Source organism: Kribbella sp. (genome assembly GCF_035687465.1).
GTDB lineage: Bacteria > Actinomycetota > Actinomycetes > Propionibacteriales > Kribbellaceae > Kribbella.
On the sequence record NZ_DASRXP010000322.1, the window covers coordinates 16,000 to 40,058 of the forward strand.

Here is a 24,059-nt window from a genome sequence, read left to right on the forward strand (position 1 = left end):
GCTGGCTGATTCCTTCCCCGCCCCACCACCCCGGTCACGCGGGAATCACCGACGTACGGTTGAGTTCGCGGTGGTTGGCGTAGCCCGAGAGGGCGAGGGTGAGATCGAGCTCAGCCAGCAGACAGCGCAGTACGTGCTCGACGCCTGCCTGGCCGGCCAGGGCGAGACCGTACAGGAAGGGGCGGCCGAGGAGGACGGCCTTCGCGCCGAGGGCGAGGGCCTTGGCCGCGTCCGCGCCGGTGCGGACGCCTGAGTCGAAGAGGACGGTCAGTTGCTCGCCGACCGCGTCGGCGATGGCCGGCAGGGCGTCGAGGGAAGCGACCGCGCCGTCGACCTGGCGACCACCGTGGTTCGAGACCACCAGGCCGTCGACACCGTGTTCGGCGGCGAGCTTGGCGTCCTCGACCGACGTGATGCCCTTCAGGACGATCGGGCCTTCCCAGTTGTCGCGGAGGAAGGACAGCTCGTCCCAGCTCAGTCCGACGTTCGGGAACATCTGGGCCCAGTGCATCACCGCCGCGGTCGGGTCCTCCTCGAGCGGCTTGGCCAGCTTCGCGCGGAACGCGGGATCGGTGAAGTAGTTCGCCAGGCCCTCGCCGGTGAGGAAGGGCAGGAAGCCGCGGTCCAGGTCCGCGGGACGCCAGCCGATCGTCCCGGTGTCCAGGGTGACCACCAGGACCGAGTAGCCGTTGTCCTTCGCCCTCTGCAGGAAGCTCAGGCAGACGTCCTTGTCGGTCGGCCAGTACAGCTGGTACCACTTGCTGTCCGCCTCGATCTGCTCGAACGAGTGGCTGGCCTGGGTGGAATGCGTGTAGGTCAACCCGAGCGCGCTGGCCGCTCGTGCCGTCGCCAGCTCGCCCTCGGGGTGAGCGAGCGTCTGCACGCCGACCGGAGCGATCACCACGGGCGCCGGCATCTTCGTGCCGAGGATCGTGCAGGACAGATCCCGCTCGGTGCTGCCGCGGAGCATTCGCGGGACCAGCCGCCACCGCTCGAACGCGGCCAGGTTGGCTCGCGCGGTCGAGCCGCTGCCGGCGCTGGGAACGATGTAGCCCATCGCCTCCGCGCTGAGATTCGCGGCTGCCTGGGACTCCAGCCGGGACAGATCGGTGGTGATCTCCGGTCGGGTGTCCTGGAACATGCCCTGCACGTAGATGCTCAACTGATGGTCGCCGTAGTTGGCCATGCCGGATGCTTTCACGGCTCGCCTGCGTGTCTCAATGGCCGTGCGCGGATTCGGAGCCAGCCCGCGGCTGATGCGACAATCAGGCGTGACATCTTCGATGACTCCTGACAATCCCGTGACCTCGAGGCGGCTGGGGCTGGCTTTGCTGGCACTGGCGACCGGGGGTTTCGCGATCGGGACCACCGAATTCGTGACGATGGGCCTGCTGCCGCAGATCGCGGAGGGCGTCGGCATCTCCATCCCGACCGCCGGGCACATCGTCTCGGCGTACGCGATCGGCGTGGTGGTCGGGGCGCCGGTGATCGCGGCGCTCGGTGCGCGGACCGGCCGGAAGCGGTTGCTGCTCGGGTTGATGGGCGTTTTCGTCATCGGCAACGTGCTGTCGGCCGTTGCCAACAGCTACGAACTGCTGATGGCGGCCCGGTTCCTGTCTGGCCTGCCGCACGGTGCCTTCTTCGGCATCGGAGCCGTGGTCGGTGCGTCGATGGTCCCCGCGAACCGCCGCGCCTGGGCCGTCTCGATGATCATGGTCGGGCTGCCGATCGCGAACATCATCGGTGTCCCGCTGACCACCTTGCTCGGGCAGCAACTCGGCTGGCAGGTGCCCTTCCTGGCGGTCGGTGTGCTCGGGTTGCTGACGCTGGTGGCGGTCTGGTTCTGGGTGGCGCCACAGCCGGTCGGCAGCGATGTGAACGTGCGCAGCGAGCTGAGCGCGCTGGCCCGGCCGCAGGTGTGGATGGCGCTGCTGGTCGGCATGGTCGGTTTCGGCGGCATGTTCGCCACCTACTCCTACATCACCCCGACGATGACGGATCTGGCCGGCTTCAGCGAGGCCGCCGTGACGATCGTGCTGGCCGTGTACGGCGTCGGCATGACCGGCGGCACCCTCGTCGGCGGCCGCCTCGCCGACCGCGCCCTGATGCCGAGCCTGTACGGCGGGTTGGTGGCGGTGACCGTGGTTCTCGGTACCTTCGGGTGGCTCGCGCAGAGCAAGCCGGGCGCACTCGTCGCGGTGTTCGCGATGGGGTTCTCGGCGAGCATCCTGATCCCGGCTCTGCAGACCCGGTTGATGGATGTTGCCCACGAAGGTCAGTCACTCGCAGCCTCTTTGAACCACTCGACGCTCAACGTGGCGAATGCGCTCGGCGCCTGGCTCGGCAGCGTCGTACTGTCTGCCGGCTATGGCTACGAGTGGCCCAGCCGGGTTGGCGCTGCCCTAGCCGTCGCGGGCCTGGGCTTGGCAATCGTGTCCGGCCTGATGGACCGCCGCACCTCGCAACGGGAGCGCATCGCCGTCTGAAGCCCTTGCGTCCGAAGAACCGCGGGGCCCGCCCTACGGTTGTTCGGACGTTCTGACCAGGGAGTTGGTTAGATCGGGGTATGGCGACGTTGGTGTTGAGTGAGCCCGATCTGGTGCGGCGGCGAGGGCTGCGGCAGATGCGGATGGTGGCACTGTCACTGTTGGTGTTCGCGGCCGTGGTGTTCCTGCTGACCGTTCATCGAGATGGCGGCTGGGGCTATGTGAACGCGGCAGCGGAGGCCGCGATGGTGGGTGCGCTGGCGGACTGGTTCGCCGTGACCGCCCTGTTCCGGCATCCGCTCGGGCTGCCGATCCCGCACACGGCGATCGTGCCGACCCGCAAGGACAGCCTGGCCGAGAGCCTCGAGCAGTTCGTCACCGAGAACTTCCTCTCCGAGCAGGTGGTCGGGGAGAAGATGCGCACCGCCGAGGTGAGCCGCCGGGCCGGCGAATGGCTTGCCGGGGGCAACCATGCCGAGCGGATCGTGGCGGAGGGTGCCCGGACGATCGGCGCGGCGCTGCCGAAGCTCGGCGACGACGATGTGACCGCGTTCGTGCAGGGATCGCTGCTGCCGCGGTTCGCCGAGGAGCCGCTCAGCCCGATCGCCGGGCACTTCCTCCAGTCGGTGGTCGACGACGGCGCTCACCACGCGCTGTTCGACCTGCTGATGGTCGAGGCGTACGACTGGCTGTCGGAGAACCGCGAAACCCTGGGCGAGGTGGTCGGTCCGCGTGCGCCCCGCTGGTCTCCCCGCTGGGTCGACACCTTGGTGATCGACAGGATCCACAAGGAGGCGCTGACCTGGCTGGCCGGAGTACGGGACGATCCGGCGCATCCGGCCCGCAAGGCGATCGACCGGTTGCTGAACCAGCTCGCGGAGGATCTGCAGAACGATCCCGAGATGATGGAACGGTTCGAGACCTTCAAACGCCGGATGCTGAGCCACCCGGACATGGGGAACAGCCTGACGGCGGTCTGGGACGCAGTACGAACGGCCCTGATCGGCGCGATCTCCGACCCCGAAGGACCGCTCCGGGCACGGGCGACCCAGGCCATCAAGGACCTCGGCAACCGCCTGCAGACCGACGAGGACCTCCGTACGAAGGTCGACACGCGCGCCGCCGAGGCGGTCGGGTACGTCGTCCGCACCTACGGCAACGAGATCGTCTCCATCATCTCCGACACCATCGAACGCTGGGACGGCCGCGAAGCCTCAGCCCGCATCGAACTCCACGTCGGCCGCGACCTCCAGTTCATCCGCATCAACGGCACCGTAGTCGGCGCCCTCGTCGGCCTGATCATCCACACCATCAGCCAGTTCATCTAGACCGGCGAGGTTGAGGAAGGTGGTTCGGCGGCATTTGCGGTGGGTGCGTTCGGGGTGGGTTGCGGGGCCTGCGAGGGATTTGGTGAGGGCTTCGGCTGCTTCGGCGTAGCGGCCCTCGCGGGCTAGTAGTTCGGCGCGGACTGCGTGCCAGCGGGGGTTGGGTGGGAGCTCTGCGAGGAGGGCGAGGCCGGTGGCGGGGTCGGTTGCTTCGGCTGCCGCTACTACCCGTGCGAGGCCTGCGGCAGGGCTGGGGGCTATCGATAAGAGCAGGTCGTAGAGCCGCAGGATTTCTGGCCAGTCGGTCTCGGCATAGCTGGGGGCGCGGGCGTGCTCGGCGGCGATGGCGGCCTGCAGTTGGTAAGCGTCTGCCTGCGCGTTTGACCGGCGTAGTGAGTCGTTCAGGAGCGTGATGCCGCGGGAGATCGCCTGGGCGTCCCACAGCTCACGGTCCTGTTTTTCGAGCGTCACGACCGTGCCCTGTTCGTCGAGTCGTGCAGGTCTGCGAGCTTCGGTGAGGAGCAGGAGCGCCAGGACTGAGGCGGGCATCGGCTGGTCCGGCAAGAGGTTGTGCAGGAGTTCGGCCAGGCGAACCGCCTCGGCACAGGCGTCCACGTCGTACGCGGCGCGTCCCTCGATGGGTGCATGGCCTGCTGTGTAGAGGCTGTGGATCACCCCGCACACCGCCGGCAGCCGATCGGCCAGTTCATCCTCGGCGGGTACTCGGTACGGGATGTTGGCGGCCGCGATCTTCTGGCGAGCCCGGGTCAGGCGCTTCGTGGTCGCGGCTTCGGTGGTGAGCAGTACGGCGGCGATCTGCACTGGCGAGAGACCACAGAGCGTTCGCAGGGCCAGGGCGATCCGGGTCGGCGGTGAGAGCGTGGGATGACAGCAGGTGAAGATCAGTCGCAGGAGGTCGTCCTGGACGACTTCATCCGGCGGCAGGTCAGACGCGCTGAGTTCGATCATCCGCAGTCCGTCCCGCTCCTTGTCCGGGCGGACCCGCTCGCGCCGGATGATGTCGATCGCCTTCCTCCGCGCAGTGACCGTGAGCCAGGCGCGCGGCTGCGGCGGCACTCCCGTCACCGGCCAGGCGCCGAGGGCCGCCAGGGACGCCTCCTGTACGGCGTCCTCCGCGAGCTGCACGTCGCCGACGGTCCGGATCAAGGTCGCCAGGATGCGTGCGCCCTCGACCCGGACCGTCTCGGCAACGGTTTCCTCGACAGGTTCCACGACTGACTATTTGGCCAGGATGACCGGTCGCACCTCGACGGCACCGTTCCAGGCCGCGGGGAGCTTGGCAGCGATCGCGATCGCTTCTTCCAGATCTGCCGCCTCGATCAGGTAGTACCCGGTCAGCGCTTCCTTGGTCTCGGCGTACGGCCCGTCAGTCGTGACCACCTTGCCGCCCCGAGCACCCTCCACCCGTACGACAGTCGCCGTACTGGTCGGGTGCAGTACTGCGCTCGCGCGGATGCTGTCGGCGTTGTCCACGCCGAACTGGCGGTACTCCGCGAGCTCGTCCGCCTGCTCGGGAGCCCACCAGTCCACGTCCGCGGTGTAGGTCATTGCGAGGTACTGCGCCATCGGAACACTCCTTCGTCCACCTCAGGGCCCACTGTGGTCCCTCACCAAGGGAACGAACAAGCGCCGGTGGAAAGGACATCCACCTCAGGCGTCGACGAGTTCCTTGTCCCGAGTGGCCTCGGGGCGGAGTGCTTCGCCTTCGATGTCGACCTTGGGGGTGATCCGGTCGAGCCACTTCGGGAAGGACCAGGCGCGGTCGCCAAGCAGCGAGAGGATGGCGGGGACGAGCGTCATCCGAACCACGAAGGCGTCGATCAGGACGCCGATCGTGAGGCCGAAGCCGATCGTCTTGATGATCGGGTCGTGCACCAGGATGAAGCCGGCGAACACCGAGGCCATGATCAGCGCGGCGGCGGTGACCACTCGGGCGCCGTGCCCGAGGCCCTCGATCGCCGCCTCGGTCGCGTGCTTGCCGTGCACGAACTCCTCCCGCACCCGGGACACGATGAACACCTCGTAGTCCATCGCCAGGCCGAACAGCACCCCGATCATGATGATCGGCAGGAAGCTGACCATCGGCGCCGGCACGTCGATCCCGAGCAGGCTCGCGCCCCAGCCCTTCTGGAACACCGCGACGGTGATGCCGAGGGTCGCGCCGATGGTGAGCAGGAACCCGAGCGCCGCCTTCAGCGGAACCAGGACCGAGCGGAACGCCACCAGCAACAGCAGGAACGACAGTCCGATCACGACGATCAGGTACGTCGGAAGCGCGGCGCTCAGCTTGTTCGACACGTCCACCCCGACCGCGGTGTTACCGGTCACGGCGATGGTGGAACCATCGGTCGCCAGCGGGTGGATCGCATCACGAAGGGTGCCCACCAGGTCGGCGGTCTCCGCGCTGGACGGGCTGCTCGCGGGGATCACGGTCACGAGTCGCGTCGTACCGCTCTCGCTGGCCGCGCCGGCCTGGACCGCGACGACGTCGTCCAGGCCCTTTGCCGTGGTTGCGACCTGCTCGGCCAAGGAGCTCGCGGTGGCGGCATTGTTGCCGGTGACAACGACGACCAGGGGACCGTTGGAGCCGGGTCCGAAGGCGGCGGCGCTCAGGTCGTAGGCGACCCGCTGGTTGGAGCCCGCCGCGGCGGTGGCGCCGTCGGGAAGGGCGAGTTGGAGGTCGACGGTGGGAATCGCCAGGACGCCGAGGCCGATCACGCCGACGGCGACGACCGGGACCCGGAAGCGGGTGACGAACCGGGCCCAGCGGAAGCCGAAGCCCTCCTTGGTCAGCTTGGCCGGCTCGGCCGCGTGCCGGATCTTGCGGGGCAGGACGCGCTTGCCGAGGAAGCCGAGCATCGCGGGCAGCAGGGTGAGCGCGACCAGGACCGCGGTCAGGACGGTGCCGGCCGCGGCCAGGCCCATGGCGGTCAGGAACGAGATGCCGACCAGGCTGAGGCCGGCCAGAGCGATCACGACGGTGGCGCCCGCGAACATGACCGCACTGCCGGCGGTCGCGACCGCACGAGCGACCGATTCCTCCTCGTCGAGGCCTTCCGCGAGTTGTGTTCGGTGCCGGGAACTGATGAAGAGGGCATAGTCGATGCCCACCGCGAGACCGAGCATCAGCGCGAGCACCGGTGCCGTCGAGGAGATGTCGACGACGGAGGTGGTCAGGATCAGCGCCGCCATCCCGACGATGACGCCGATCAGTGCCGTGAGCAACGTCATTCCGGCGGCGAGGAGTGAGCCGAAGGTGATCACGAGGACCACCGCGGCCACCACGACCCCGATGATCTCGGTCGGGCCGATCTCGGGAGCGCCCCCGATCACCGAGCCGCCGGGGACCACCTCCAGGCCGTTCGGAGTCGTCGTACCGAGGTGGTCGAAGGCGTCGGTGGAGGCTTTCGACAGTTCGTCGGCCGACTTGGTGAACTGCACGTTGATCAGGCCGGTGGTGCCGTCCTGGCTGATCGCCTGGCTGGTGAAGGGATCGATCGCGAGGGCGACCTCGGGGACCTTGGTCGCGGTGGCGACCGTTGCCTCGACGTCCTGCTTCAGCGCGGGGTCGGTCAGCTTCTGGCCGGCCGGTGCCTTCACCACGATGTTGGCGGAGGCGCCGCTGGCGGCCGGGATCTCCTTCTGCAGCGCGTCCAGTGCTTGCTGCGACTCGGTACCGGGGATCGAGAAGGTGTTCGTGGTCTGTCCGCCGAGCGTCAGGGCGCCGATGCCGATCACGGCCAGCAGTACCGCCCAGACAGCGGCGACGAGCCGCCGCCGTTGGTAGGAGAACCGGCCGAGCCGGTAGAGGAGGTTCGCCATCTCAAGTGGTCCGTTTCGCAGGGGGTCGGGCGGTGCAGGGTCGGATCAGGTGGGTCAGGTCAGAAGCCGGCGGGTCGCCTTCACGCAGAGGTTCCGCAGTTGTTCCTCGGTGTACTGGAGATGCTCGACCCGGCACGCGCCGAGCAGCCCGTGGATGGCGAACTCCGCCATCGCGATCTGCTCCGGATCGTCGCTCCCGGCCAGCAGTCTCGCCAGCCTGTCGCCGGCGGCCACCAGACCCTCGAGCTCGGGGATCTCCAGCACCGACGGGATCACCTCGTTCAGCACGTTGAGCAGCCCGCGGAACTGGACGCCCAGGTCGACGAACCCGTTGATGGTCCGCTCCTGGGCCTCGGCCGGCGGCAACTGACTCGCCTCATCGAGAAGAGCAGCGAGCAGAGCCGACGGTTGCTCCAGCACGGAAGCCAGCACAGCGGCCTTCGAGGTGAAGTGGTAGAGCACGGTCGCCTTGGAACACCCGGCCGCGGTCGCGATGTCCTGCAACGAAGTCGCCAGATACCCCTTGTCGGAGAACAGCACAATCGCCTGCTGCTCGATCTCCCGCCGGGTCCGCTCCCGCAAAGGTGTCACTGCCATACGGACCACTGTCCTGTCCGCCCGGCCAGTTTTCAACCGATCGGTCAGTTTTGTGGTCAGCATCACCCGCAAAGACGCCGCGCCCGCCGTCGGTGAAAGACGGCGGGCGCGGCGGGGACGTAGTACCGGCTAGTTGACGGTCCAGGTGTCGGTGCCGGTTAGGAGGGACTGGAGGCCGCCGCCGGTGCCTTGGGTTTGCTGGGCGGTTTCGACTTGCTGGCGGACCAGGTCGTCGTAGGCGGGGCGTTCCACCGAGCGGAAGATGCCGACGGGCGCGCGGTGGAGTACGCCGGCGTCTGTGAGGCGGGACAGGGCGAAGGCGTAGGCCGGGTCTTCGGTGTGGGCGTCGTGGACGACCAGGTCGGCTTCGCCGTTCGGGAGGTCGGCGACCTCGCGGACCGCGAGTGAGGCGAAGCCGTCGCGGACCACGCCGAGGTGGCCGTCGATACCGAAGCGGATCGGTTCGCCGTGCACCAGCGGGATGATCGCGTCGTCACGGGTCTCCGGGTTCTTGAAGGCGTCGAACGCGTTGTCGTTGAAGATCGGGCAGTTCTGGTAGATCTCCACGAAGGACGTGCCGCGGTGCTCAGCTGCGGCGCGCAGTACCGAGGTCAGGTGCTTGCGGTCGGAGTCGACCGTCCTGGCGACGAAGGTCGCCTCCGCGCCGAGTGCCAGCGAGACCGGTTTGAACGGGTTGTCCACCGAGCCCATCGGCGTCGACTTGGTGACCTTGCCGGTCTCCGAGGTCGGCGAGTACTGACCCTTGGTGAGGCCGTAGATCCGGTTGTTGAACAGCAGGATCTTCAGGTTCACGTTCCGCCGCAGCGTGTGGATCAGGTGGTTGCCGCCGATCGACAGCGCGTCGCCGTCACCGGTCACCACCCAGACGCTGAGGTCGGGCCGCGCCACCGCGAGCCCGGTCGCGATCGCCGGCGCCCGTCCGTGGATGGAGTGCATGCCGTACGTCGAGAGGTAGTACGGGAAGCGCGAGGAGCATCCGATCCCGGACACCATCGCCACGTTCTCCCGCTTGATCCCCAGCTCGGGCAGGAACCCCTGGAAAGCAGCCAGTACTGCGTAGTCGCCGCACCCGGGGCACCACCGGACCTCCTGGTCCGACACGTACTCCTTGCGGTTCTGCGGTTCGGTCGCGGCCGGTACGCCCTGGAGTCCGCCAGGCAGACTCGGCAGTCCGAGATCGACTGTGCTCATCGTGCTCCCTCCGGGTGGTGCAGGTGTCCGTTCGGCTCGATTTTCAGCGCCTCGCCGTGGGTCACGGCGGCCGCGTCCGCGCCCAGGTGGCGTGCGTCGTCGTCGATCCCCTCGGTCTCCTCGACCAGGTTGCCGATCACCCCGGCGAGCTCGGCGGCGCCGAGCGGCATGCCGCGGACCTGCGCGTACGAGACCACGTCGACCAGGTACTTCGCCCGGAGCAGCATCGCCAGCTGGCCGAGGTTCATCTCCGGGACGAGGACCTTGTCGTAGCTCTTCAGCACGTCACCGAGGTTCGCCGGGAACGGGTTCAGATGACGCAGGTGCGCCTGCGCGATCTTGCCGCCGACCTTGCGGACCCGGCGGCAGGCCGCGCCGATCGGGCCGTAGGTGCTACCCCAGCCGAGGACCAGCACCTTCGCCGTACCGTCCGGGTCGTCGACCTCGAGCGGCGGGACGGTGATGCCGTCCACCTTCGCCTGGCGGGTGCGGATCATCAGGTCGTGGTTCGCCGGGTCGTAGGAGATGTTGCCGGTCTTGTCCTCCTTCTCGAGCCCGCCGATGCGGTGGTCGAGGCCCGCAGTACCGGGGATCGCCCAGGCGCGAGCCAGGGTCTCCGGGTCGCGCAGGTAAGGGAGGTAGACCGGCTCGCCCTTGTCGTTGGTCGCGTTGGGCTCAACCGTGAAGTTCGGGTCGACCGTCGGCAGGTCCTCGATCACCGGGATCTGCCAGGGCTCGGACCCGTTCGCCAGGTAGCCGTCGGACAGCACCATCACCGGGGTGCGGTAGGTGACCGCGATCCGGGCGGCCTCGACCGCGATCGCGAAGCAGTCCGCGGGCGACTGGGCCGCGATCACCGGCAGCGGAGCCTCGCCGTTGCGCCCGAACATGACCTGCAGCAGGTCGGCCTGCTCGGTCTTGGTCGGCATCCCGGTCGAGGGGCCGGCGCGCTGGATGTCGCAGACGACCAGCGGCAGTTCGAGCATCACGCCGAGGCCGATGGTCTCGGACTTCAGGCTGATCCCGGGACCGGAGGACGTGGTCACGCCGAGCGCGCCGCCGAACGCGGCGCCCAGAGCGGCGCCGACCCCGGCGATCTCGTCCTCGGCCTGGATCGTGGTGACGTTGAACCGCTTGAGCTTGCTCAGTTCATGCAGTACGTCGGACGCCGGGGTGATGGGGTACGCGCCGAGCACCAGGGGGAGTCCGGCTCGCTGGGCACCCGCCACCAGGCCGTAGGCCAGCGCGAGGTTGCCCGAGATGTTCCGGTAGGTACCGGTGGCCATCCGAGCCGGCTTCACCTCGTACCGGACCGAGAACTCCTCGGCCGTCTCGCCGAAGTTGTAGCCGGCCCGGAACGCGGCGATGTTCGCGTCACGGATGGCGGGCTTGCTGGCGAACTTGGTCTCGAGGAAGAGGATCGTCGACTCGACCGGCCGCTGGAACAGCCAGGAGACGAGACCGAGCGCGTACATGTTCTTCGCGCGGGAGGCGTCCTTGCGGGTCAGCCCGAACTCCTTGACCGACTCCACGGTCATGCCGGTCAGGTTCAGCGGGACCAGGTGGTAGCTGTCGAGCTCACCCGTCTCCAGCGGGTTCTCGTCGTACCCGATCCGCTTCAGGTTCCGGGCGGTGAAGTCGGCGGTGTCCACGATCAGGGTGGCGCCGCGCGGTACGTCGGCCAGGTTCGCCTTCAGTGCCGCGGGGTTCATCGCGATCAGCACATCGGGCGCATCACCAGGCGTCAGGATGTCGTGGTCGGCGAAGTGGAGCTGGAACGACGACACGCCCGGCAGAGTTCCGGCAGGTGCCCGGATCTCTGCGGGGAAGTTGGGCAGCGTCGACAGGTCATTGCCGAACGATGCCGTTTCCGCCGTGAATCTGTCCCCCGTGAGCTGCATCCCGTCGCCGGAGTCGCCGGCGAAGCGGATCACCACGCGGTCGAGCTGCTTGACCTCGATGGTCACTGTTCTGTTCATCTCCAAGTCGAGCTTGGGCCGGTCCGCCGCCTGTGGACGTGGACCGATCCCCCCAGTCAGGGCGACAACCCCAATGTTAGTTCGCCCTTAGTACGGAACCATGCAGAAGGCCCGGAGGTCCACAGCCTGGGATCGTCCGGTGCCCAGTTGCGGCCTGAACATTCCAGTGTCACGCAGAGCAGCCGCTCGCTTGCCATCCGCAGTCAGAACCGGCAGGGTGTCTTCATCAAGCTGTGATCTACCCCGGGATCCACCCGGGCTCGAGGGAGTTTTTGACCATGGGCGTTCGCCCGTACTTCGGCCTGCTCGCGGTGGCCCTGTCACTGACCGGTTGCGCTGGCACTGTTGCCCCGGCCCAGAGTGCTCTTTCCGTCACCGACGCCACGACGGTCCCGGCATCCGTCGCGGCCGCCCCGGTGCGCACGGTGAAGATCACCAGCCTCCGGACCGCCGACTACACCAAGGGAACGCTCACCGTCGTGGGCACGCTCACCCCGGCACCGGCCGCCGGATCACGGGTGGCGTTGCAGCGCTGGTCCTCGACGGCGGGCTGGCAGGAGATCGGCCACGGCGCCTCCTCGGGGGTGAATGTCACCATCTCCTCGAACCAGCCCGGTTCGATCCGCACCTACCGGCTGGCCATCGGCCCCCAGTCCCCGTACGCCGCTGCCGCGTCCGGCCCGGCTGGTTTCTCCCACTATGTGTGGCGGGGGATCTTCAAGAAACCCGTCCTGGCCACCGGCGGGAAGGGACACCCGCAGTTCAACGTGGTGCCGCCGTCGGAAGGTCCTCGTCGCGCCGAGGCCGAACTGCTGGCCGACAAGGCCGGGGTCGTCTGGGGTGACATCAACACGGCCGGCTGCAACTGGGTGAAGAACTGGCTCGGAAACATCACCGACGGCACCGTGCGGACGTCGCTGCTGAACGGCAGCAAGGTGGTCGGGTCCGTGGACCAGGCGCAGGAGACCGAGACCTGGCTGAACCGCTACATCCTCGGCGTGAACCGGCTGCGGCTCCAGGTCACCGACATCAGGTCCGGCTACGGCCCGATCGTCGCCGTCGACTCGATGCTGCTCTGCACCAACTAAGGCTGCACCAACTAGGCTCGGGCGCATGATCGCGGAGGTGTCACAGACGTACGGCGTCGTCGCCGCGATCCTGGTGCTCGGTCTGGGCGGCCTGGTCGGTGCCTTCGCGTTGAACAAGGCGCTCACCGTCACCTACCCGACGGCCGACAAGCTGAAGACGTACGAGTCCGGCGTCGACCCGGTCGGTGAAGGCTGGGCCCAGGTTCACATCAGGTACTACCTGTTCGCCTACCTCTACGTCATCTTCGCCGTCGACGCGGTCTACCTCTTCCCCTGGGCCACGGTCTTCGCGGCCGTCGGCGTCGCCTCGCTGATCGAGATGTTCATCTTCCTGGCTTTCGTCGCGGTCGGCCTGCTGTATGCCTACCGCAAGGGCATCCTCACCTGGACCTGAGCTCGCCCGTCGCCAGAGCAGTGGCGATAGCCCAGTCCTGTGGGCCGATACCGACGGACTTCAAGACCGTGCGACCAGTGGTCTCGGGCAAGGTGTCGAGGGCGTGCCCCAGTTCGACGAGGTCCGCCTCGGCGATGGCGCCTGCCTTGACGGCGTCGATGATCTCGCCGGATTCCTCCAGCGCGGCTTCGCGCTGGTCGACGACCACCAGGGAGGCGTCGGCGAGGAGTGAGCGTGGGAGTTCGCGCATGGTCGGGCGGAAGGCGCCGATGGCGTTGATGTGGACCCGGGCGGGGACGGCGTCGAGCTCGAAGAGCGGGGTCGAGGACGAGGTGGCGCAGCAGATGACGTCGGCACCGGCGATCCCCTCGTCGATGGAGGTGCCGGCCGTGAACTTCGCCGCGGGGAACTCCCCGGCCAGTGCGGCCGCGAGCTCTTCGGCGCGGGACGGGTCGCGGCCGGTGACGGTGACCTCGGTGATCGGCCGGACTGCGAGCACGGCACGGACCTGATCGGCGGCCTGGGCGCCCGTACCGAGCAGGGCCAGTCGGGTCGCATCCGCCGGAGCCAGGAGAGCTGTGGCGACCCCGACGACGGCACCGGTCCGGAGGGTGGTGATGGAGATGCCGTCGGCAATGATCTGTTCACCACCGCCGGTGTAGATCACCGTCGCGCGGATCGCCGGCAGTTCGTCCAGCTTGATGCCGATCTTCTTCACCACCGCGGTTCCGGTCGCGGAGTGGTAGGCCGACATCACCAGCACCGAACCGTTGCCGAAGATCTGCCGGGCCGGCAGCACGAAGTTGCCTGCGGCCACTTCGCGAAAGGCCGCCCGGACGGCGTCGATCGCGGCCGGCATCGAGACGGTACGGCGGACGTCGTCGGCGGTGAAGATCCTCATGAGCCCTCATCCTGCCAGCCCGGTCGGGGTGGTTCCGCGGGTGCCGGCCAAGGCCTGTTTTGACTACTGGGTGTGATCATCGCCGTCGCCGGTCGATCGTTGCCGGATCGCGTCATATTCTTGCGGCTGGCAACGTTCCGTGGTGGGAATCCGGCCTTCGGTAACGGATAGCGATGGAAATCTGGCTATTTGGCCAGGACAGGTCTAGCTTGGCTACCAGGGGAAACGGGGCGGACACAGGGTGGTGAGGCATGTCTTGGCAACTGTGGGTAGTGGTTGCGGTCGTCGCGGCAGGACTGGTGGTCCTGACTGTGGCGAGACTGCACCACGCCCACCAGGTCTTCCACCGGATCATCGACAGCCTGGACGACCCCGGTCACGACACCGAGCGAGATGAAGTCGCCACCCAACGTCACAAACGAGCGCGGCCTGCCTTCATTCCGCACGCGGCGCAGACCTATCACCGCCTCCGCCGCCACTGACTCCGTCAGTCGAGTAGGCCGTCACGACGCGCTACTGCTGCGGCTTCCGTGCGCGAGCGGACGCCGAGCTTGGCCAGGATGTTGGAGACGTGCACGCTGACCGTCTTCTCGCTGATGTAGAGCTCCCGCGCCAACTGACGGTTCGTCCGCCCCTCGGCGAGTAGTGCCAGTACTTCGGTCTCCCGCGCGGTCAATGCAGCAGGACCGACACCGGCCTCCGCCCCACCGATCTCGTCGAGTAGCGGCTTCGCCCCCAGTTCACGCGCGACGTCGCCGGCAAGCTGAGCCTGCTCGTTCGCGTCCGCCACCCGACCAGCGGCACGCAGCGCGGCCGACAATCGCACTCGCGACCAGGCCTGCTCGAACGAATACCCATACCCGAAGGCATCCGCGGTCCGCTGCCACGTCGCCACATGTTCCTCAGGCGTGGGTGGATCGATGTCCGCCAGCCACCGCAGTCGCTCCCACTCGGCCTCCAACCGCGCAAGCCAAGCCAGCCCCTCCACCCCGAGCACCCGCCCGGGCGGCATCCCCTTCTCCGCGGTGGCGTGTCCCTCGGCGAGGAGGTCGGACCCGCGTGCGACCAGTTCGGCCGCAGCACCCGGCTCGATCACCGCCCGCTGCGAAAGAACCTGCATTCCGATCGCCGAGAACCGGATCCGCGCCATGTACCACTCGGTCTGCCACACGTCCGCGCAGAGCGCCGACACATCCGCGAGCAGCTTCTCCGCCTCGGCCAACTGGCCCAGGGCACGGTAGGCGTCCACGGCCGGCTGCAGCCCGAGGATGGGGATCATCACGTCCACCGTCCACCACTTGCGCAGCCGCTCGAGATCCTCCGCGACCGACGTGTCACCCCGGCCGCCGCGAACCGTCAGCCCGACCGATCGCAGCCCCGCCTCGGCCGCGGCGGGCGTCATCGAATCCACTCGCACGGTCGCGGCCGACTGATCCCACTCGCCCATCACGAACTGGGTCAGCGCCAGCATCCGCCGCGCGTCGAACCCGTACGTCGCCCACTGGCGCCCGAGCTCGCCCGCCCGTTGAGTGGCGTGCTCCAGCGCTGTCCTCGCGCTGGCCAGTTCACCCAGGTCGTAATAGTTCGAGCCGAGCAGGTACCGGCTGCGGGCCTCCGCGGATGCGTCACCCGCCAGCTGAGCCCGCAAGGCGGCCTCCTCCAACTGCTTCGCCGCGGCGACTGGATCGCCGGCCCGCTTGCGCAGCTGGGCCAGGGTGATCCCGGCGTCGCCGGCAGCGGACTCGTGTCCGACCTCGCGGGCGAGCTGCAATGCCTCGTGAGCGAACCGCTCAGCCTCCATCGGGCGGCCCAGAGCATCCGAGACCCGCGCATACAACGACACCACCTGCGCCTTGAAGACGCTCGCAGGTTCGTCGGTGACCAGCCGGAACGCCTGCGAGATCGCTTCGTGCGCCTCCTGGTCCTGGTCGATGAACAAGGCGATCTCGGCGAGCGGGAGCAACAGCTCGGCCCGCTGGAGCTTCGGCGCGTCGGCGGGAAGATCGGCCAGCGCCTTGCGCAGCAACTTGACCGCACGCGGCTGTTGGGCCGACAGCGCCGCGGCGTTCGCGGTCTCGACGATCAGCCAGGTCTTGTCGATGCTCGCGTCGGTGGCCGCGTTCGGGTAGAGCTCCAGCGCCATCTCGTAGTGCTTCAGCGCCTCCTGCGGCGCCGCGACCGAAATCGCCTCCTGCCCGGCCCGGACCCGCGCCTCGAAGGCGGTCGCCAGGTCGTGGGATCGCGTGGCGTGCCCGGCCAGCTCCGCCGCAGTACCGGCGACTGTCTGGTCCTTGAGAGCTTTCGCGTACGCCGCGTGCTGCCGCACGCGCTCGCCCGGCAGCAGGTCGTCGTACACCGCCTCAGCCAGAAGCGCATGCCGGAAGTAGTAACTCGCGTTGCCCGGGTGCTCGATGATGTGGGCGTCGATCAGCTCCCGGAGGGCTGCGTCGAGCTCGCGGTCCGGCAGCCCGGCAACTGTGGTCAGCAAGGTGTGCGGGACCCGGCGGCCGGCGACGGCGATCACCCGGGCGACCTGGCGGGCGTCGTCCGACAGCGGGTCGAGCCGGACCAGGAGGAGATCGGCCAGGTCCGGTGGTACGGCGTCCGCGTCGCCCATCGAGGCGGCGGCGACCAGTTCCTCGGTGAAGAAGGCGTTACCGCCGGCGCGCTCGAGGATTCGCCGGACCTCGGACTCCGGCAGCGGCTCCGGAGCCAGGGCCGTCAGCAGGGTGCGGGACTCGACCGCGTCCAGGGGGAGGACGTTCACCCGGTGGACCCGCGGGTTGCGGCTCCACTCGGCGATCGGCCGGCGCAACGGGTGCCGCCGGTGCAGGTCGTCACTGCGGTACGAGACCACCAGCGCGAGTCGCTGCGAGGTCAGGCGGGTCAGCAGGAACCCGATCAGGTCCCGGGTGGAGTCGTCGGCCCAGTGCACGTCCTCCACGATCACCAGCAGCGGTTCACTGGTGGACAACGCGGTCAGCGCGCCCAGGACGGCGTCGAACAGCGCCGCGCGGTCGAGCTGCCCCTCCTGCGGAGCCGGCTGGGCACCGATCAACCGGTGGGTCGGCAGCAGTCGCCCGATCGCGGGGAAGTTGGTGAGGACGCTCTCGACCAGGTCGGGGCGTTCCCCGGCCAGCCGGCCGAAGATCTCGGTGAACGGCAGGTAGGGCAGCCCGGCCTCGCCGAAGTCGGTGCAGTGCCCGACGAGTACGCCGAACCCGCGCTCGTGCGCGCCGGTGGCCACCTCGTCCAGCAGCCGGGTCTTGCCGACGCCCGCGTCACCGGACAGCAGAATGGCGCCGGAACGACGCGTTCGGGCGTCGTCGACGGCGCTGAGCAGGGTGGCCATCTCGGACGAGCGGCCGACGAGAGGTGTCGAGATCCAGGGCACGTCGTCCATCTTCGCCCCTGGAGCCGACACAATTCGACGGCATCCCGTCCGATCACTGTCTGCTGATGACGCAACACCGTCCCCGACCTGGACTATCTGGTCGGGGACGGTGGTCACGGCGCTCACGCGGCGTGGGTAGGTCGCAGGGCGCGGCGTGCGTGCCGCGGCTCAGGCTTCTCGGCCTGCTCCCGGCGCTGCCGGCGGGAACTGGCCCGGTAGTCGCGCTTGATCCGCTCCTGCCGGTAGGCGGTCTCCGCCTGGACTGACTGAATCGTGCTGAACATGGTGTGCCTCCCTTCAGCTGTTCCGGGTGAACAGGTGGACGAGGTGCCGGCGGGTCCCGGTCTTCCGGGTCCGGCCGTAGTCGCGGGTGAGACGCTCGCGGCGGTAGCTGACCTCTGCCTTGACCGATTCGGTGGTGTACATCGGGTGCCTCCTGGCTTTGTTTCCTCGACTCCTTGTCGATGCCCCTAATCTGCTCGTCTGAGGAGGAGCGGCACATCGGAACTACTCCCTATGCACCCCGCCTACCTCTCACTAGGGAGTCCCGTACGCCGGTACGCGGGCCTAGGTAGTCCCGAACGCAGCAGCGCGACCGGGTTCCGGGGAACCTGGTCGCGCTGGGTCGAAGGGGTGGTGGTCGGGCGCTCACATCGCGTGCCGGGCCCGTACCGGGTGCAGCAGGCGCTGCGGGGACTCCGCCTTGGCGGCCTTGCGCGAGAACCACGCCGGGCGCTGGAAGTCCCGCTTGATCCGGGCCTGCCGGTACTCGATCTCTGCCCGCACGGACTCGGCGGTGTGCAACAACATCATGATCTCCTCCGGGAGTTCGTCGATGGCTCGACTGTGCTCGCCTGAGGAGGAGCGCCACATCCGCACAACTCCCTAGAAGCGCAGATGAGACTTCTCTAACGGTCGGTTCTGAGCCGGGCGGCATACCTAGACTGCGCGGGATGTGGAGCGTGACGCGGGCAGCGGCTCTGGTTACGGTCCTCACCGCCGGATCGGCCGTACTGGGATTCGCCCGGGACGTGGTGATCGCCGCGGTCTTCGGTGCCGGCGCTGCCCTCGACGCCTACTTCGTAGCTCAAGGGCTGATGAACGTCGTTCTCGGACTGGTGGCTGGAGCGATGGCGAAAGCCACGGTGCCAGTGGTGGCACGGGAGGCGCGGGCCGAGAACGGTCGATGCCGTTCCCACCGCAGCTTCAACGTGGTCCTGTCGGTCACAGTGGTTGTCCTGGGCATCGGCTCGCTGGTGATGTGGCTCGCGGTGACACCTGTGGTCTCCGTGCTGGCCCCGGGCTTCGACGGTGAGCAGGCCCAGCTGGCCCGGCAACTGACCCGGATCGTGCTGGCGGCGACCGTCCTGATCGCTGGGACCAACCTCCTGGCCGGCCTCGTCCAGGCGCACGGCAGATTCGGCTGGTCGGGCCTGCAGGGTGTTCCGTTCAACCTGGTGATGATCGCGGCCGCCGCCGTGTTCGGTCCGCAGTACGGCGTCGTCGCGCTGGCCTGGGGCTTCGTCGCCGGCTCCGCCACCCGGCTGGCCCTGCAGGTGATCCCGGTGCACCGGCTCGGGACCCGGCTGCGGCCCTCGCTGCGCCTGAACGACCGGGGCTTCCGCGAGATCGCCCGGTTGGTGCCCGCGCTGCTGGTCGGGAGCGCGGTCGGCAACGTGAACACCCTGGTCGACCGGGCGGTGGGCTCCACCCTGGCGGAGGGAACGATCTCGGCCCTCGGGTACGCCTGGCGGCTGGTCAGCCTCGGTGAGACGTTGCTGGTCGCATCGCTGCTGACAGCGCTCTATCCCGCTCTCGGTGCCGTCGCGACCGACCGGGTCCGGATGCGGAGGCTGGTCGACCGCGGGCTGGCCGTCACCGCGGTCACTCTGACGCCCTTGTGCGTGATCCTGGCCTGTGCGGCCGAGCCGCTCGTCGTCGTGGTCTTCGGCCGGGGCGACTTCTCCGACGCCGACGCCGCGCTGACCGCGAACGCGGTTCTGTTCTACGCTCCGGCGCTGCTGGCGCTGGGGTGGCGCGAGGTGGTGGTCCGGGCGTCGTACGCGGTGGGCGACTCCCGGTGGCCGGTGGGAGTCGCGGTGGCGGCAATGCTGGTCAACGTCGCCGGCGACCTGACGCTCGGGCTGCGCTACGGGATCACCGGTCTGGCCGCATCCACCTCGCTCTCACTGGTCCTGGCCGCCGTGGCGAATACCTGGCAGTTGCGCCGAAGGCATCGCGGCCTGAGCCTTCGGCCGGCCGTGGCCCTGCTGCTGCGGTCGGCAGTGCTCGCCTGCGTGGCGGGCGGCGCCGGCGTCGCGGCCCGCGAGCTGGCCGGGATCGACGCCTCGAGCGGGCCGCTGCCTGCGCTGGCGGAGTTGGCCTGTGTCGCCGTTGCCGTGCTCGTGGTCCATGCCGGCGGGTTGCTGGTCACCCGGGCACCGGAGGGACGGCTGCTCCTCGACGCGGTCGGCACGCTCACCGGTCGGGGCCGCCGGAGCGGATGAGAGGAGTCTCATCGCAGGCTCATGTTCGGCGCCGGGTTCGGCAGGCACGCTTCCTGCGAACTCTGCGAAAGGACTTCAGCAAATGTCCTCCTGGACCACGATCGCCGTGCCGACCCGCTGGCTGGAACCCTCCGACGACCTCGGTCTCACGCTGGCCGAGTACCTGCCCGAGCTGGACCCGGACGACACGATCGTCATCAGCGAGAAGGTCGCGGTGCTGCTGTCCGGCGGCGCGGTCCCGATCGCGTCACTGCACATCGGTCCGCTGGCACGATTCCTCGCCAGGCTGGTGCGACCGCGGGAAGGGTCGCGAGGCCTGTCGGTGCCGGCCAAGATGCAGTACGTCGTCCAGTCCCTCGGCCGCGCCCGGGTCACCACTGCCGTGCTGTGCGCGGGATTCACCCGGCCGCTGGGGCACCGCGGCGCGTTCTACCGGGTGGCAGGCAATCTGGCCCGTGACCTCGACGGCGCCCGGCCGCCGTACGCCGACGTCCTGATCCCGCCGATGCCGGCCGCGAAGGCCGCGGAACTCTGCAGGGTCTTGCAGACCCGCTTCCGGGTCGGTGTGGCCATCGTGGACATCAACGACTTCGGCGGATCGATCCGGGCGACCTCATCCCGATCGCCGGCACCTGCCGACCTGCTGCGGGCACTCAGCACCAACCCGCTCGGCCAGCGGCTGACCGGGACCCCATTCGGCATCGTCCGCCGCGAGGCCGTCCAGGGCGCCGGCGGCACGTGCAGTACGGGTCAGCGGCCGGCCTCGCTGTAGGTCAGGCTCAGCTCGAAATGCCGCGGATCGAGCAGGCTGTCCAGCTGCTCGGCGAACCTGTCGTCGGCGGTCCAGCTCGTCCGCCGCGTGTGCAGGAACCAGGTGCCCTCGGGGCGGCCGAGCAACGCGGCCTCCTCGGGGTCGAGCGGCCGTCCCCACAGGCGCTGCTCGCAGTGGTCCAGGTGAAACCCGGCCCGCCTGAGGGTCGCGGCGATCGAGTCGTTCTCCAGGCCGCGTTCGGGCAGGTCGCGGAGGCTCTCGACGGCCGGCAGACAGCTCCGCTCGATCGAGATCGCCTCGCCGCCGACGATCATCCGGACCCGCTGCACCACGACCACGTCGGGGGAGTCGAGGGCGAGGCGTTCGGCCAGTTCGTGGTCCTGCTCGAGGGTCAGCGCGAGCACCCGGACCTGCGTCTCGACGCCCTGTTCCGCCAGCGCGTGGGTCCAGCCGAGCCGGTCGTCCAGAGGCCGCCCGTCGAACAACACGAACGACCCTTTGCCGGTCCGGGTGGTGATCAACCCGTCCTCACTCAGTACTGCGAGCGCCGAGCGGACCGTGTTCCGGCTGACGGCGAAGCGCTTGGCGAGCTCCACCTCGCCGGGCAACTGGACGCCATGGCCGACCGAGCCGGAGCGGATCTCGCGCGCCAGGATCGCGGCGATCCGCTGGTGTTTCAGGCCGACGTCAGGGATCACTGGCCCCCCGCGCGGATCAGCTCCCGGAGCTCGTCGACCGTGACGACCTCCAGCATCGGGGAGTAGAGCCGCATGATGTCGAGCGCCTTCTGGTGGCTCTCCGCATCAGCCCCCGCGCAGGCGTCCTCGACCACCTGGACGTAGACCCCGGCGTCCACAGCGGCGAGTGCCGTGGTGAGCACGCAGCAGTCCGTGGTCACGCCGGACAACACCAGATGACCACCCTCGCCGACTGCCTCCGCGAGCTCCTTGCCCCATTTGCCGAACGTCGGCTTATCGAGGGTCGGTGCGCCGCGGAATTCGTCCACGAGTTGGTAGGCGTAGGAGTCCGGTGGCTGCAGGGCGAACGGGTACAGCTCGTAGTACGTGGCCCAGGATCCGGTCGGTTGTTCGGGGGCGACGAAGCGAGTGAAGACGACCCGGGGTGAGAAGAGTTCGACCAGCTCCTGGGTGGGTTTCACCACCCGCTGGAAGTCGGGCGCGGCCCAGCTGCTCTCGGCCTCGGCGAAGATCCGCTGTAGATCGATCACTGCCAGTACCATCAGCGCACCTCTGCTCTCACCTCGACGGACTCTTGGCTCTGGACTGCGCTGCGGCCGGCGAGCAGCTGGACTACGAAGGCGGCGACCAGGGCGAACAGCACGCCCAGGTTGGCGAACGCCCAAGAGCCTTCCTTGCCGCCGAGGCCGAACGGCTCGAGCAAGTAGCCCTGCCACTTCAGCCACGCTGCGCTCGTGTTCGTGACCAGCCCCCAGCCGATGCCGGTGGCAACGACCATGGTGGCCACCGGCAGCCAGTTGATGTCGCCGTACCGGCCGCGACGGTCGAACAGGTCGGTGTCCGAGTAGTCGCTTCGGCGGCTGGCGATGTCGGCGAGCATGATGCCGCACCACGCTGCTACCGGGACGCCTAGGGTGATCAGGAAGCCTTGGAATTCGGTGAGGAACTCGTCGCCGAAGAACACCACATAGACAGTGCCGGCGATCATCACCAGCCCGTCGATGAAGGCCGCCACGTAGCGCGGTACGGGCACTCCCAGCGACAGCAGCGCGAGCCCGGACGAGTAGATGTCCAGTACTGCGCCGCCCACCAGCCCGAGCACCGCCACGATCACGAACGGCACCAGGAACCAGGTCGGCAACGCCTCAGCGAGAGCGCCGATCGGATCGGCCGCGATCGCCTTGCTGAGATCGGGCGACGAGCCCGCCAGCAGCAGGCCGAAGATCAGCAGCACGACCGGCGCGATCGCGCCCCCGAAGGTGGTCCAGCCGACCACGCCCCGGCTGGAAGCCGAGCGAGGCAGGTAGCGGGAGTAGTCGGCGGCGGCGTTCACCCAGCCCAGGCCGAAGCCCGTCATCAGGAAGACCAGTGCACCGATCAGCGCCTGGCTCGAACCATTCGGCAGTGCGGACACCGCGGACCAGCTCACCTGGTCCGCGACCAGCACGATGTAGACCACGGTGAGGATGCCGGTGACGACGGTGATGACGGTCTGCATCCGCATGATCAGGTCGAACCCGAGCACGCCGCACGCCACGATCAGGGTGCCGACGACGACCAGCGCGACGACCTTGGTGATGTCGCCGCCGCCCCAGCCGAGCCGCTCGAACACGGTCGCCGTGGCCAGCGTCGCGAGGATGGTCAGCACGGTCTCCCAGCCGACCGTGAGCAGCCACGACACCAGCGAGGGAAGCTTGTTGCCACGGACTCCGAAGGCGGCCCGGCTCAACACCATCGTCGGCGCCGAGCCGCGCTTGCCGGCCAGCGCGACCAGCCCGCAGAGCAGGAAAGAGAAGACGATCCCGACCGCCCCGGCGATCACCGCCTGCCAGAACGAGATGCCGAACCCGAACGCGAAGGCGCCGTAGCTCAGCCCGAGTACCGACACGTTCGCGCCGAACCACGGCCAGAACAGTTGCCGCGGCGACCCCTTCCGTTCGGCATCGTCGATGACGTTCAGCCCGTTGCTCTCCACCGTCAGCACCCGGGGATCCGGTGCCTCGTCCAGTTGCTCGACCATCGCCAGCTCCTAGCCAGAATGAACCTGTCCAGTCCTGTCTACTCAAGCTACGCGGGGCAGTAGGGGCGGTCAAGGACCGGTTGACCTAGAGCGCCATCTAGCTCCTATCGTCGGGCTCTCGAGCAGAGGGAGATCGTGATGCGAAGGTTCGAAGGACGGGTCGCGTTCGTGACGGGGGCCGGCAACGGCATCGGCCGCGCGACGGCGCTGCGGCTCGCGGCCGAGGGCGCGTCGGTCGCGGTCGCCGACGTCGACACCGACGCTGCGCAGCAGGTCGCCGCGGAGGCTGGTGGAGTCGCATTGACTTGCGACGTGACCGACAGTGACTCGGTTGATGCCACGGTTGCCGCGACCGTGGAGAGGTTCGGGCGGCTTGATGTGTTGGTGAATGTTGCCGGGCACAACCTCGGCGGGATGGCGGATCTGGAGCCCACTGAGGAGCAGTGGGGCCGGCAGTACGACTTCACCTTCACGGGTGCCGTGCGCGCCATCCGGGCCTCGTTGCCGCACCTGATCGAGTCCGGCAGCGGCTCGGTCGTACTGATCGGCTCGATCAGCGGAATGGTTGCGCTAGGCACCAATCCGTACGCCGCGGCGAAGGCGGGACTGGTCAGCCTGGTTCGCAACCTCGCCGCGGACCACGGTCCGCAGGGGGTGCGGTTCAACGTGGTCGCGCCCGGAACGATCGCCACCTGGGCCTTCAAAGATCGGCCCGAGGCACTGGAGAGCCTGAAGGCGATCTACCCGCTCGGTCGCGTCGGCCGGCCCGAGGACGTCGCCGCCGCGGTCGCTTTCCTCGCCTCTGAGGACGCCGCCTGGATCACCGGCATCACCCTCCCGGTC

Annotated in this window: 23 protein-coding genes; 8 read left to right on the forward strand and 15 right to left on the reverse strand. The window is 68.7% G+C overall.

Going from position 1 to position 24,059, the window contains the following annotated elements; translation table 11 throughout:
• Window positions 1–34: 34 nt before the first annotated feature.
• Complete coding sequence (locus VFG33_RS16625; RefSeq protein WP_325053777.1) at window positions 35–1,186, reverse strand: alpha-hydroxy-acid oxidizing protein; 1,152 nt, start codon at window positions 1,184–1,186, stop codon at window positions 35–37.
• A gap of 97 nt (window positions 1,187–1,283) precedes the next feature.
• On the opposite strand from VFG33_RS16625, the gene VFG33_RS16630 reads away from it, so the two are divergent.
• Both VFG33_RS16630 and VFG33_RS16635 read left to right on the forward strand, forming a co-directional pair.
• Window positions 1,284–2,486, forward strand: coding sequence for an MFS transporter (locus tag VFG33_RS16630; RefSeq protein ID WP_325053778.1), 1,203 nt, complete (start codon window positions 1,284–1,286; stop codon window positions 2,484–2,486).
• An 80-nt stretch (window positions 2,487–2,566) separates the two neighbouring features.
• A complete protein-coding gene (locus VFG33_RS16635; protein ID WP_325053779.1) occupies window positions 2,567–3,814 on the forward strand; it encodes a DUF445 domain-containing protein in 1,248 nt (415 codons plus the stop codon).
• On the opposite strand, the gene VFG33_RS16640 is transcribed toward VFG33_RS16635, so the two are convergent.
• The 6 genes from VFG33_RS16640 to VFG33_RS16665 all read right to left on the reverse strand — a co-directional run bounded on the left by VFG33_RS16640 (window position 3,701) and on the right by VFG33_RS16665 (window position 11,442).
• Window positions 3,701–5,044 (reverse strand): RNA polymerase sigma factor, encoded by a 1,344-nt coding sequence (locus VFG33_RS16640; RefSeq protein ID WP_325053780.1) that lies wholly within the window; start codon window positions 5,042–5,044, stop codon window positions 3,701–3,703. The two genes, VFG33_RS16635 and VFG33_RS16640, sit on opposite strands and share 114 nt — an antisense overlap.
• A gap of 6 nt (window positions 5,045–5,050) precedes the next feature.
• A complete protein-coding gene (locus tag VFG33_RS16645; protein WP_325053781.1) occupies window positions 5,051–5,398 on the reverse strand; it encodes a YciI family protein in 348 nt (115 codons plus the stop codon).
• An 84-nt stretch (window positions 5,399–5,482) separates the two neighbouring features.
• Complete coding sequence (locus VFG33_RS16650; protein WP_325053782.1) at window positions 5,483–7,654, reverse strand: MMPL family transporter; 2,172 nt, start codon at window positions 7,652–7,654, stop codon at window positions 5,483–5,485.
• 54 nt (window positions 7,655–7,708) lie between these two features.
• Entirely contained in the window at window positions 7,709–8,251 is a 543-nt protein-coding gene (locus tag VFG33_RS16655; protein WP_325053783.1) for a TetR/AcrR family transcriptional regulator, read from the reverse strand.
• A gap of 129 nt (window positions 8,252–8,380) precedes the next feature.
• A complete protein-coding gene (locus tag VFG33_RS16660; protein ID WP_325053784.1) occupies window positions 8,381–9,463 on the reverse strand; it encodes a 2-oxoacid:ferredoxin oxidoreductase subunit beta in 1,083 nt (360 codons plus the stop codon).
• On the reverse strand, window positions 9,460–11,442 hold the full coding sequence (locus VFG33_RS16665) for a 2-oxoacid:acceptor oxidoreductase subunit alpha (RefSeq protein WP_325053785.1): 1,983 nt from the start codon (window positions 11,440–11,442) through the stop codon (window positions 9,460–9,462). Before VFG33_RS16665 ends, VFG33_RS16660 begins: the two co-directional genes overlap by 4 nt.
• A 278-nt stretch (window positions 11,443–11,720) precedes the next feature.
• Between VFG33_RS16665 and VFG33_RS16670 the strand changes: the two genes are divergently transcribed.
• Together VFG33_RS16670 and VFG33_RS16675 are read left to right on the forward strand one after the other, a co-directional pair.
• Complete coding sequence (locus VFG33_RS16670; protein WP_325053786.1) at window positions 11,721–12,530, forward strand: hypothetical protein; 810 nt, start codon at window positions 11,721–11,723, stop codon at window positions 12,528–12,530.
• 25 nt (window positions 12,531–12,555) lie between these two features.
• Window positions 12,556–12,924 (forward strand): NADH-quinone oxidoreductase subunit A, encoded by a 369-nt coding sequence (locus tag VFG33_RS16675; RefSeq protein ID WP_325053787.1) that lies wholly within the window; start codon window positions 12,556–12,558, stop codon window positions 12,922–12,924.
• On the opposite strand, the gene VFG33_RS16680 is transcribed toward VFG33_RS16675, so the two are convergent.
• The gene (locus VFG33_RS16680) at window positions 12,911–13,825 is read right to left on the reverse strand and encodes an ornithine cyclodeaminase family protein (protein ID WP_325053788.1); all 915 of its coding nucleotides are present in this window, start codon (window positions 13,823–13,825) and stop codon (window positions 12,911–12,913) included. The two genes, VFG33_RS16675 and VFG33_RS16680, sit on opposite strands and share 14 nt — an antisense overlap.
• Window positions 13,826–14,076: 251 nt before the next feature.
• On the opposite strand from VFG33_RS16680, the gene VFG33_RS16685 reads away from it, so the two are divergent.
• Window positions 14,077–14,307, forward strand: a complete 231-nt coding sequence (locus VFG33_RS16685; RefSeq protein WP_325053789.1) for a hypothetical protein — start codon at window positions 14,077–14,079, stop codon at window positions 14,305–14,307.
• Between the two features lie 5 nt (window positions 14,308–14,312).
• On the opposite strand, the gene VFG33_RS16690 is transcribed toward VFG33_RS16685, so the two are convergent.
• The 4 genes from VFG33_RS16690 to VFG33_RS16705 all read right to left on the reverse strand — a co-directional run bounded on the left by VFG33_RS16690 (window position 14,313) and on the right by VFG33_RS16705 (window position 18,092).
• On the reverse strand, window positions 14,313–17,228 hold the full coding sequence (locus VFG33_RS16690) for a helix-turn-helix transcriptional regulator (RefSeq protein WP_325053790.1): 2,916 nt from the start codon (window positions 17,226–17,228) through the stop codon (window positions 14,313–14,315).
• Between the two features lie 113 nt (window positions 17,229–17,341).
• On the reverse strand, window positions 17,342–17,503 hold the full coding sequence (locus VFG33_RS16695; protein WP_325053791.1) for a hypothetical protein: 162 nt from the start codon (window positions 17,501–17,503) through the stop codon (window positions 17,342–17,344).
• 13 nt (window positions 17,504–17,516) lie between these two features.
• Entirely contained in the window at window positions 17,517–17,645 is a 129-nt protein-coding gene (locus VFG33_RS16700; protein WP_325053792.1) for a hypothetical protein, read from the reverse strand.
• Window positions 17,646–17,867: 222 nt separating this feature from the next.
• Window positions 17,868–18,092: a hypothetical protein gene (locus VFG33_RS16705; RefSeq protein ID WP_325053793.1), complete on the reverse strand. Its 225-nt coding sequence runs from the start codon at window positions 18,090–18,092 to the stop codon at window positions 17,868–17,870.
• Between the two features lie 80 nt (window positions 18,093–18,172).
• On the opposite strand from VFG33_RS16705, the gene murJ reads away from it, so the two are divergent.
• Both murJ and VFG33_RS16715 read left to right on the forward strand, forming a co-directional pair.
• Window positions 18,173–19,726 carry a murein biosynthesis integral membrane protein MurJ gene (murJ, locus tag VFG33_RS16710; RefSeq protein ID WP_325053794.1) on the forward strand — a complete coding sequence of 518 codons (1,554 nt, stop codon included), beginning with the start codon at window positions 18,173–18,175 and terminating at the stop codon, window positions 19,724–19,726.
• A gap of 82 nt (window positions 19,727–19,808) precedes the next feature.
• Window positions 19,809–20,498: a hypothetical protein gene (locus tag VFG33_RS16715; RefSeq protein WP_325053795.1), complete on the forward strand. Its 690-nt coding sequence runs from the start codon at window positions 19,809–19,811 to the stop codon at window positions 20,496–20,498.
• On the opposite strand, the gene VFG33_RS16720 is transcribed toward VFG33_RS16715, so the two are convergent.
• The 3 genes from VFG33_RS16720 to VFG33_RS16730 are packed head-to-tail and all read right to left on the reverse strand — an operon-like array spanning window position 20,477 to window position 23,216.
• Window positions 20,477–21,196 (reverse strand): GntR family transcriptional regulator, encoded by a 720-nt coding sequence (locus tag VFG33_RS16720; protein WP_325053796.1) that lies wholly within the window; start codon window positions 21,194–21,196, stop codon window positions 20,477–20,479. The two genes, VFG33_RS16715 and VFG33_RS16720, sit on opposite strands and share 22 nt — an antisense overlap.
• Window positions 21,193–21,738, reverse strand: a complete 546-nt coding sequence (locus VFG33_RS16725; RefSeq protein WP_325053797.1) for a cysteine hydrolase family protein — start codon at window positions 21,736–21,738, stop codon at window positions 21,193–21,195. The genes VFG33_RS16720 and VFG33_RS16725 overlap by 4 nt, the downstream gene beginning before the upstream one ends.
• Entirely contained in the window at window positions 21,738–23,216 is a 1,479-nt protein-coding gene (locus VFG33_RS16730) for a purine-cytosine permease family protein (protein ID WP_325053798.1), read from the reverse strand. The genes VFG33_RS16725 and VFG33_RS16730 overlap by 1 nt, the downstream gene beginning before the upstream one ends.
• A gap of 138 nt (window positions 23,217–23,354) precedes the next feature.
• On the opposite strand from VFG33_RS16730, the gene VFG33_RS16735 reads away from it, so the two are divergent.
• Window positions 23,355–24,059, forward strand: a 705-nt coding sequence (locus VFG33_RS16735; protein WP_325053799.1) for an SDR family NAD(P)-dependent oxidoreductase, incomplete at its 3' end; no start/stop codon positions are given.